Annotated in this window: 9 protein-coding genes and 1 pseudogene; 6 read left to right on the plus strand and 4 right to left on the minus strand. The window is 73.3% G+C overall.

Translation table 11 applies throughout. The features are described from left to right. Nucleotides 1-67: 67 nt before the first annotated feature. Nucleotides 68-262 carry a hypothetical protein gene (locus RM780_RS27300; protein WP_311633590.1) on the minus strand — a complete coding sequence of 65 codons (195 nt, stop codon included), beginning with the start codon at nucleotides 260-262 and terminating at the stop codon, nucleotides 68-70. Between the two features lie 197 nt (nucleotides 263-459). On the opposite strand from RM780_RS27300, the gene RM780_RS27305 reads away from it, so the two are divergent. The 3 genes from RM780_RS27305 to RM780_RS27315 are packed head-to-tail and all read left to right on the plus strand — an operon-like array spanning nucleotide 460 to nucleotide 3,436. Continuing rightward, nucleotides 460-1,701, plus strand: a complete 1,242-nt coding sequence (locus RM780_RS27305) for a MurT ligase domain-containing protein (protein WP_311633591.1) — start codon at nucleotides 460-462, stop codon at nucleotides 1,699-1,701. Nucleotides 1,702-1,752: 51 nt separating this feature from the next. Further along, the gene (locus RM780_RS27310; protein ID WP_311633592.1) at nucleotides 1,753-2,478 is read left to right on the plus strand and encodes a type 1 glutamine amidotransferase; all 726 of its coding nucleotides are present in this window, start codon (nucleotides 1,753-1,755) and stop codon (nucleotides 2,476-2,478) included. A gap of 16 nt (nucleotides 2,479-2,494) precedes the next feature. Beyond that, complete coding sequence (locus RM780_RS27315; protein WP_311633593.1) at nucleotides 2,495-3,436, plus strand: cytochrome c oxidase assembly protein; 942 nt, start codon at nucleotides 2,495-2,497, stop codon at nucleotides 3,434-3,436. A gap of 57 nt (nucleotides 3,437-3,493) precedes the next feature. Here RM780_RS27315 and RM780_RS27320 read toward each other — a convergent pair whose 3' ends face one another. Then, nucleotides 3,494-4,945, minus strand: a complete 1,452-nt coding sequence (locus RM780_RS27320; RefSeq protein ID WP_311633594.1) for an MFS transporter — start codon at nucleotides 4,943-4,945, stop codon at nucleotides 3,494-3,496. A 101-nt stretch (nucleotides 4,946-5,046) separates the two neighbouring features. Between RM780_RS27320 and RM780_RS27325 the strand changes: the two genes are divergently transcribed. Further along, nucleotides 5,047-5,418 (plus strand): MarR family winged helix-turn-helix transcriptional regulator, encoded by a 372-nt coding sequence (locus RM780_RS27325; RefSeq protein ID WP_311633595.1) that lies wholly within the window; start codon nucleotides 5,047-5,049, stop codon nucleotides 5,416-5,418. 34 nt (nucleotides 5,419-5,452) lie between these two features. Here the strand turns inward: RM780_RS27325 and RM780_RS27330 are convergent, their stop codons facing one another. Further along, nucleotides 5,453-5,986 (minus strand): ferritin-like domain-containing protein, encoded by a 534-nt coding sequence (locus tag RM780_RS27330; protein WP_311633596.1) that lies wholly within the window; start codon nucleotides 5,984-5,986, stop codon nucleotides 5,453-5,455. A gap of 251 nt (nucleotides 5,987-6,237) precedes the next feature. Between RM780_RS27330 and RM780_RS27335 the strand changes: the two genes are divergently transcribed. Together RM780_RS27335 and RM780_RS27340 are read left to right on the plus strand one after the other, a co-directional pair. Further along, a complete protein-coding gene (locus tag RM780_RS27335) occupies nucleotides 6,238-6,750 on the plus strand; it encodes a Clp protease N-terminal domain-containing protein (RefSeq protein WP_311633597.1) in 513 nt (170 codons plus the stop codon). Continuing rightward, nucleotides 6,747-7,028: a hypothetical protein gene (locus RM780_RS27340; protein WP_311633598.1), complete on the plus strand. Its 282-nt coding sequence runs from the start codon at nucleotides 6,747-6,749 to the stop codon at nucleotides 7,026-7,028. The genes RM780_RS27335 and RM780_RS27340 overlap by 4 nt, the downstream gene beginning before the upstream one ends. Nucleotides 7,029-7,241: 213 nt before the next feature. On the opposite strand, the pseudogene RM780_RS27345 reads toward RM780_RS27340, so the two are convergent. Beyond that, nucleotides 7,242-7,355, minus strand: a pseudogene (locus tag RM780_RS27345) (IS5/IS1182 family transposase); the annotation flags it as partial. Between the last annotated feature and the right edge of the window lie 67 nt (nucleotides 7,356-7,422).

A 7,422-nucleotide genomic window follows, 5' to 3' on the forward strand; every position in this document is an offset into this window, starting at 1 on the left:
CGCCCGCAGCCCCCCGCGAGCAGCCGCAACCCCCGGCCCACCACCAGCAGCGAACGCACGGCCCGCCCTACAGCGCGATCCCGCCGAGCAGGTTCGCCAGGCTCTCCCCGCCCGCCTGGATGCTCGGCGCGGCCGCCGTCCCCGCCAGATAGAACCCGAACAACGAGCACACCACCGCGTGCGACAGCTTCAGCCCGTCCTTCCGGAAGAAGAGAAAGACGACGACTCCCAGCAGCACGACCCCCGAGATCGACAAGATCATGAACACTCCCGAAGCGGAAGGAACCGGCCCACCGGCGTTACGGACAGCACTCTAGGGCTCACCAGGCGTAGCGGCCCCCCGGTCCGGGCAAACGGGGGAAACGCCCGACGCGGGGCCCGCTCCCCCCGCGCGGTTCGGGAGCCCCCCGCGGCCTCGATAGGCTGGCCCCCTGCCAAGGGCGAGGAGGAACAGCAACGATGGCAGACAGCGCGCAGCCTCTGTCGGCGCGGGCCAGACTGGCCGTCACGGCCGGCAAGGCGGCGGCGGCCGTTTCGCGGGCCGCCGGCCGCGGCAGCGGCTCGGTGATCGGGGGCCGGGTCGCCCTCAAGCTCGACCCCGACCTGCTCTCCCGCCTCGCGGGACACCTCGACGTGGTCCTGGTCTCCGCCACCAACGGCAAGACCACCACCACCCGCCTCATCGCCGAGGCCCTCCGGGCCGGCGGCGAGGTCGTCTCCAACGCCCTGGGCGCCAACATGCCCGCCGGGATCACCTCCGCCCTCTCCGGGGGCACGGAGGCCCGCTACGGCGTGATCGAGGTCGACGAGAAGTACCTGGCCGGCGTCGCCCGCGACGTCACCCCCAAGGCCATCGCCCTGCTCAACCTCTCCCGCGACCAGCTCGACCGCGCCGCCGAGACCCGGATGCTCGCCGAACGCTGGCGCGAGGGCCTCCAGGGCACCAAGGCCACGGTGGTCGCCAACGCCGACGACCCCCTCGTCGTCTGGGCCGCTTCCTCCTGCCCCAACGTCGTGTGGGTGGCCGCCGGCCAGGAGTGGAAGGACGACGCCTGGTCCTGCCCGTCCTGCGGCGGCGTGCTCAACCGCCCCGGGGACGACACCTGGCGGTGCGGCGAGTGCGGCTTCGGCCGCCCCACCCCCACCTGGATCCTCTCCGGCGACACCGTGCTCGACCCCCACGGCTCCGCCTGGCCCATCGCCCTCCAGCTCCCGGGCCGGGCCAACAAGGCCAACGCCGCCACCGCCGCGGCCGTCGCCGCCCTCTTCGGCATCCCCCCGCAGACCGCACTGCACCGCATGCAGTCGGTCGCCGCCGTGGCCGGGCGCTACGACGTCGTCAGCCACCTCGGCCGCGACCTCCGCCTGCTGCTGGCGAAGAACCCCGCCGGCTGGCTGGAGACCTTCTCCCTCATCGACCCGCCGCCCACCCCGGTGATCCTCTCGGTCAACGCCCGCGGCGCCGACGGCACCGACACCTCCTGGCTGTGGGACGTGGACTACGGGCGCCTGGCCGGCCACCCCATCGCCGTCCTCGGCGACCGCCGCCTGGACCTCGCCGTCCGCCTGGAGGTCGCGGGCGTGGCGTTCGCCGTCCACGACACCCTCCAGCAGGCCCTGACGCAGCTCCCCCCCGGGCGCATCGAGGCCATCGCCAACTACACCGCCTTCCAGGACCTGCGCCGCCTGGTCGGCAACTGACGGCCCCCGCCCCCCGACAGCCCCGACCGCGAGGACACCGAGGACACCCCCATGAGCACCTCACAGCTCCGCGTCATCTGGGTCTACCCGGACCTGCTGAGCACCTACGGCGACCAGGGCAACGTCCTGGTCGTGGAGCGCCGCGCCCGCCAGCGCGGCCTGGCCGTCGAGCGCCACGACGTCCGCTCCGACCAGCCCGTGCCCACCTCGGGCGACATCTACCTCATCGGCGGCGGCGAGGACCGCCCCCAGCGGCTGGCCGCCGAGCGCCTGCGCCGCGACGGCGGCCTGGCCCGCGCCGCCGACAACGGCGCCATCCTCTTCTCCGTATGCGCCGGGTACCAGATCCTGGGCCACGAGTTCATCAACGACCTCGGCCGCCGCGAGCCCGGCCTGGGCCTGCTGGACGTGGTCAGCGTCCGCGGCACCGGCGAGCGCTGCGTCGGCGACGTCCTGGCCGACATCGACGGCTCCCTGCGCCTGCCGCCCCTGACCGGCTTCGAGAACCACCAGGGCATCACCCAGCTCGGCCAGGGCGCGCGCCCCTTCGCCCGGGTCCGCCTGGGCAACGGCAACGGCACCGGCGACGGCACCGAGGGCGCCTGGTCCGGCACCGTCTTCGGCACCTACATGCACGGCCCGGTCCTCGCCCGCAATCCCCAGATCGCCGACCTGCTCCTGCGCCTGACCCTCGACGTGGAGGCTCTGCCGCCGGTGGACGACCGGTGGTACGACGCCCTGCGCGCCGAACGGATGGCCGCCGCCCAGGCCGCCTGACCCCACGGAGCCCCCCATGGACCACGACGGCCACGGCGGCCACGGCGCTGGCCTGCCGCCCTTCACCCTGGCCCGCGCCCTGGAGTTCAGCCCCGACGCGGTCTTCCTCACCGGCTGCCTCCTCGCCCTGGGCCTGTACGCCTGGGGCGTGGCCCGGCTGCGGCGGCGCGGCGACGCCTGGGGCGCGGGCCGCACCGTCTCCTACGCCCTGGGCGTGCTCTCCGTGGCCGCGGTCACCTGCACCGGGCTGAACGACTACGGCATGGTCCTCTTCAGCGCCCACATGACCCAGCACATGGTCATCAGCATGGTCTCGCCGATCCTGCTGCTCCTGGGCGCCCCCGTGACGCTGCTGCTGCGGGCCCTCCCGGCCCCCGGCCGGGTGCGCACCCTGCTCGTCGCGCTGCTCCACAGCCGCTACGTCCGGCTGGTGACCAGCCCCCTGTTCACCATCCCGCTGTTCATCGCCAGCCTCTACGCCCTGTACTTCACGCCCCTGTTCGACACCCTGATGGGCACCCGGCCCGGGCACGTGGCGATGATGGCGCACTTCCTCGCGGTCGGCCTGGTCTTCTTCTGGCCGATCATGGGCGTGGACCCCGGCCCGCGCCGCGCCGGGCACCTGATGCGGATGCTGGAGCTGTTCGCGACGATGCCCTTCCACGCCTTCTTCGGCATCGCCCTGATGATGGCCTCCGACCCGATGGTGGACACCTTCGCCGACCCGCCCGCGAGCCTGGGCGCCGACCCCCTTTCCGACCAGACGGCCGCCGGAGGCATGGCCTGGGCGTTCAGCGAGATCCCCACCGTCGTCGTGCTCCTCGCGCTGGTCGTCCAGTGGTACCTGGCCGAGCAGCGCACCGGCCGCCGCCTGGACCGCGTCGCGGGCCGGGACGGCGACCGGGAGCTGGCCGCCTACAACTCCTACCTCGCCTCCCTGAACTCGCGCGGCGCCTGAGCCGGCGCCCCCCGTAGGCGCCGGCTCAGGCGTGCGACGGCCCGCAGGCCGGTGCGGTCAGCGCCGTGCGGCGGACCGCGCCTTCAGCAGCGGCAGCAGGTTCAGCAGCAGGCCGGCGATGGCCACTCCGGCGACCAGGCCCGTGCCCGGCCGGTAGGGGCCGAAGTCGGCGCCCGACCCCGAGGCGCCCGCGACCAGGGCGGTGACCACGGCCAGCACCAGCGCCGCGCCCACCTGGCCCGAGGTCTGCACCAGCCCGGAGGCCAGGCCCTGCTCGGAGTCGTCGATGCCCTCGGTGGCCTGCGCCATGATCGAGGAGAAGCCGAAGGCGAAGCCGCCGCCGAGCAGCAGCATCGAGGGCAGCACGGTCACGGCGTAGTCCGGGGTGGTGCCCGCGCTGAGCAGGAACCAGCCGTAGCCCAGGCTCATGGACGTCATCGACGCCAGGATCAGGGGGGCCGTTCCCCACCGGTTGATCAGCTTCCCCACCAGGGGCGAGCCGATGGCCACGACCACGCCCGCGGGCAGCAGGCCCATCGCCATCTTCAGCGGCGACCAGCCCAGTCCGTCCTGGAGGTAGAGGGTCATCATGAACTGGAAGCTGAGGTAGGAGCCGAACAGCCCGATGATGCTCAGGTTGGCCCGCACGACGCTGGCCACCCGCAGGATCCCGAAGCGCACCAGCGGGTGCGGCACCCGCCGCTCGATCAGGACGAACGCGGCCAGCAGGGCGGCGGCCAGGGCGGCGCTGCCGAGTGTCAGCGGGGCGGTCCAGCCGCGCTCGGGGGCCGAGACCACCGTGTAGACGGCCAGCAGCATGCCGCCGGTGAGCGTGGCCGCGCCGACGAGGTCGTGGCCGCCGCTGTCGGCGGGCCGGTCGCGCGGGATCAGCGCGATGCCGGCGACCAGGGCGAGCACGGCCAGCGGCACGGGGGTAAGGAACGTCCAGCGCCAGCCGAAGCCGGTCAGCAGGCCGCCCAGGATCAGCCCCGAGGAGTACCCGGTGGCGCCGAACAGGGAGAAGACGGACAGGGCCCGGTTCCTGGCCGGGCCCTCGTGGAAGGTGGTGGTAAGGATCGACAGGGCGGTCGGCGCGGTGAACGCGGCGGCCAGGCCCTTGACGAAGCGGCTGGCGATCAGCAGCGGGCCGCTGTCGACCAGGCCGCCCAGGAGCGAGGCGGCGGCGAAGACGGCCAGGGCGATGAGAAAGACCCGGCGGCGTCCGAGCAGGTCGGCCATCCGCCCGCCGAGCATCATCAGGCCGCCGTAGCCCAGGACGTAGCCGTTGACGATCCACTGCAGGGCGGTGGCCGACAGGCCCAGTTCGGTGCCGATCGAGGGGAGCGCCACGCCGACCATGGAGACGTCGAGGCCGTCGAGGAAGAGCACCAGGCAGAGCACGGCCAGCACGCCCCACAGGCGCGGGGTCCAGCGTTGCTCGCCCGGCACGGGGACGTGCGCCGGTATCGCGGGTGCGGCTGCGGGAGCCGTGTCTATGGGTGAGGACATGGCCGGGACGATACATGCAGATGCATCTAACGTCCAAGCATTAAATTCTGACGCAATAAATTCACTTGCATGCTATCTGGGAGTGCGCTACGGTTTCTCCCGTGACCGCAGAAGCCGCGCTCGCCGACCAGTGGCGCTCCCTGCTGTCCCGGTACAGCCGCATCGCGCACGACCTGGACCGGGAGCTCCAGTCCGGCCACGGCCTCACGGTCAGCGAGTACGAGGCCCTCGACCAGCTCCTGTGCCGCCCGCCCTGCAAGGTCCGCGTCCAGGACCTGGTGGAGTCGATGCACCTGAGCCAGAGCGCCCTCTCCCGCACCGTCGCCCGCCTGGAGAAGTGCGGCCTCGTCGAGCGCGCCATGTGCGACACCGACCGCCGCGGCGTCTTCGTCACCCCCACCGAGGAGGGCCGCCGCGTCCACGGCGAGGCCCGCCCCACCTACCTCCAGGTGCTGGCCCGCCACCTCTCCTGACGGGCCGCCCGCGGCTGTCCCGGCCTCCCGCGCCTCACACGCCCATCAGGTCCGTCAGGTCGTCGGCGTGGTCCTCCTCTTCCTCCAGGATCCGCTCCATCAGCCGCCGCGTCGTCGGGTCGTGATCACCCAGCCACCGGATGATCTCCTGGTAGGTGGAGATGACGATGCGCTCGGCGAAGAGGTTGTTCTTCAGCATCTCCTTCAGGTCCAGGTCGTCCGGCGTGGCGTAGTCCGTGTGCGCGCGCCCCGCCAGCGTCGCCGGGTCGAAGTCCGGGTTCCCGCCCAGCTGGGAGACGCGCTCGGCCGCCCACAGCGCGTGCTGCATCTCCTCCTTGGCGTGCTCGGTGAACTCCTCCGAGACCTGCGCCCGGTCGATCCCCTTGGCCGCGATGGCGTGCCGCGTGTAGCGCAGCCAGCAGACCACCTCGGTGGCGATCACGTCGTTCAGGATCCCGATCACCCGCTCCGCGTCCATCCCGTAGGTGGTCGTCACCGGGCCGCCCTCCATCCGCTGCCTGGCCTCGTCGCGGATTCTGGTCACGTCGAGCACGAACTGGTCGGTCATGCGGATCCCTCCTGTGCGCCGGCCCCTCGGGCGGGGCCGCGGCGGCCGTGTCGCCCCGCATATTAGGTGTCAAAACAGCACATAACGCCCCGGCGCGCCGCGCAGTTCCACGCCTCCTCCCGGCCGCCCCGCGTCCCCCGCCCGTGCCGCCCCGCTCGCGCGCCCGCCGCCCCGGCCGGAGACTGGGCGTGACCGGGACACCACCGCGGCACGCCGGCGCCCCGCGCCGCCCGCCAGGACGGAAGAACACTGTGACGGCCTCGCCCCCGGGGTCCAACGACCCCATCACCAGCCTCGTCGAGGACTTCCTCGGCACCAGCCCCTCGGCCGCCCCGCCCGCCGTGCGCCGGGACCCGGCCGGCCGCCTCCTGACCGAGTCCGCCAACGAACTGCTGGCCGCCGCCGGCACCCGCGCCGCCCGGGACGGGGCCGACCTCGACACCGCCCACCTCCTGTGGGCGGCCACCAGCAGCCCCGCCGCCCGCCTCGCCCTGGAACGCGCCGGCGTCGACCCCGACCGCCTCGCGGCCGACCTGGAGGATTCGATGCCGACCGCCACCGAGCCCGGCGAACCCGCCCTCACCCCCGCCACGCAGGATGCCCTCCACGCCGCCCAGGCCCACGCCGGCCCCTCCGCCCGCATCGGCCCGGAACACCTCCTCGCCGCCCTCCTGGACGCCCCCGGAACCGGCGCGGGCCGCGCCCTGCGCGCGGAGAGCGCGACCGGCCCCGAGGACAACGCCCGCGACCGCCCCGGCGCATGACGTTCCCCCCGACCCCCCGCACCCTCAACACCCGGGAGACGACCGCCGTGTCCTTCGACCCGCTCGCCCACTTCCTGCGCCAGCTCAGCCCGGAGAACCGCGCCTGGCTGGAGAGCCGCCCTGCGGAGGACCAGCGCGCCATCGCCGAGGAATGGCGCTCCCGCGAGGGCGGCGCGTCAGCCCGCCTCAGCTCCACCGATCTTCTCCCCGACCTCATCGACGAGGGCGCCTCCGCGAACGCCTACCTCCGCGAAGTCCGTAGCACCGAGGCCTGGTGAATGCCCCGGGCGCGCGGTTCGGCGTCGGGTTCCTGCTGCTGGTTTGTGGTTGCTGGTCGGGGACTGTTGGTTTCCCGGGGTCCCGGGCCGTGGTCTTCGTGGTTGTCCGTGGAGTGAGCTGACCCGGTTTCGTGGACTCCTGGAAGCCAGGCTTATGATCCTGGCCCGAAGGAGAACCACGAGCAGTGCCAGCGCCACGTAACAGCTCATCTCATTTGGTTGGTCGCGGTAGCGGATGAGGGTGCAGGCGATGCTGGTGAAGGCCAGGAAGTGGCTGGCTGTGCGTTCGTAGCGGCGGTGCAGGCGTCGGAAGCCGTGGAGCCATGCGGTTGGGTCGGCCGCGCGGTGAGGTGCTTGCCGTGAGGGCGGGTCCTGTTCCGCGCGGCCTCCCGCC

Source organism: Streptomyces boetiae, assembly GCF_031845405.1.
GTDB classification, from domain to species: domain Bacteria; phylum Actinomycetota; class Actinomycetes; order Streptomycetales; family Streptomycetaceae; genus Streptomyces; species Streptomyces boetiae.